At 39.7% G+C, this 1,737-nt stretch carries 1 protein-coding gene and 1 pseudogene; one reads left to right on the top strand and one right to left on the bottom strand.

Annotated elements, in window-relative coordinates; genetic code table 11:
* A pseudogene (locus Q0526_RS07640) lies at nucleotides 1-126 on the top strand (plasmid mobilization relaxosome protein MobC); the annotation flags it as partial.
* A 44-nt stretch (nucleotides 127-170) separates the two neighbouring features.
* Here Q0526_RS07640 and Q0526_RS07635 read toward each other — a convergent pair.
* On the bottom strand, nucleotides 171-1,586 hold the full coding sequence (locus Q0526_RS07635; protein WP_298732213.1) for a PIN-like domain-containing protein: 1,416 nt from the start codon (nucleotides 1,584-1,586) through the stop codon (nucleotides 171-173).
* Nucleotides 1,587-1,737: the final 151 nt, after the last annotated feature.

Genomic DNA, 1,737 nt, shown 5'->3' with positions numbered 1-1,737 from the left:
GCCGTACACGCGCATACCTATGGCGTGTACCCGGAGGAAATTGACGGATTGAAGCGAGACTATGAAAAGTTATGGGGCGAGGTGTCAAAGGTGCTGCGGGAGCTTTCCGAGCTGGTGGCAAAGTAAATAAGAAGTGGGCGGCAACCGTGTTATTGGTTGCCGCCCACTTTTCAATGATTAGGGGCACAATTTACGCAAAAGCCATTTCCACCATCATTCTCAAAATTGATTTTACATCCACAATCAGGGCAAATATTATATGCGCCTTCAACATATTCATCGTCATCTGTTTCAAATAGAGGTTGAAAATTTGTTTCTTTCAGTTTTCCGTCAATAATAGTGGCTTTTTCAAATCCGTCATCGCCCTCGAAGTCAAGGTACATATCTGCTTCTCGGATTACCTCTACTTGGATTTTGCCTTCAAAGCTGTGTGCGCCAGCAGGACCTAAAAGAATTTGTTTTGTTTCATCATCGCGGCCCCAATAGTCAAACGATGTGGCGTCTGCTTCTATACGGAAGGTAAAAACATAAGTTATCGTATCATTATCTCTATCGACTTGCTCTGCCGAAATAAACTCATACTCCGTAATTTCCAGTTCGTCGATTCCATTTGTCCCAATGTGAGAAGAAGGCTCAAGATATTCTTCACCAGAGAAAGACAGAGCATCAGAAATGCTTTCAAATACAGCTTCATGCACCCTATCAAAGTAGTCATCATCTGTTATCCTCAATGCTATTTCAACAGCATCTGATTTTGGAATGCCATAGGTGACAGATATATTTGAAAAGAAATCCAGTGCTGTAAGTGCCACAATTTGCATCTGAGTTTCTCGTTGAAATTCTTGACACAGATAAGGATGAAATTCCCTTTGGCCATTGTCATCTATCCACCAGTCGCTTTTTACATCATCAGTTACAAATATAACATTTACGCTTTTTTCTCTTGCATAGCGAAGAATTTCTTTCCACATAATTAGGTCGCTATATTTTCGGACCCCATCTTTGTTTTTAGCATCTTTGAATCCTGGCGGTGTTTGCGGATCAGTTTTATATCTTCGCTCTCCTTCTTCACAAATCTGATATATTTCTTCTTGCGTGACGGATGTCATAACTCGAGAGTCATTTATGATTAGTTCGACCAAATTATATACTGGGTCTTGACCTTTCCACGGATTTGCAATTAAGTCAAGTATAGTTCTATCCTCAAAAAATGCTTCTGGAATAGCCATGAGTTCATCGAACTTCTGGGATAAATCTGCACGCAATTCTTCAATATCAGGGTATTGTAATGACTGCAAATTATCACATAGATTGAGAACTTTGCGAGCTGCATTGCTAATTTGTTTTTTGGTATCGTCGCCTACATTTTGTACTCTCTTTTCCATTTTGCTGAAATAGCCACGATAATGTTTTAGAAACTCATATCGTACAGTCGATGGCATAATAATGCCGCTTTGAATTGCCTGCATACATCTTAATGCAAAATCGGAAAATTCCGGAGAGAAGCGATAAATGTGAAGATAGACATTAGTATCACAAATAACGATATAACCATTATCTATCAGTTCTTTTATATTAACAGGCATTTTGACCCCTCCTAAAATTTACTGCCTATATAAAGTTTACTGCGGTCAATATGTAGTGTCAATATAATACTTCGGGCCATGTTGACCCGAAGCTCCGGGACAGGATTCACTAATCTTTCGCAACATTTATGTCCCCGGGCAGGCATGATAA

It is taken from the genome of uncultured Subdoligranulum sp. (assembly GCF_937890665.1).
The sequence above is the reverse complement of the archived record's forward strand: the minus strand, read 5'-3'. Positions and strand labels throughout refer to the sequence as shown.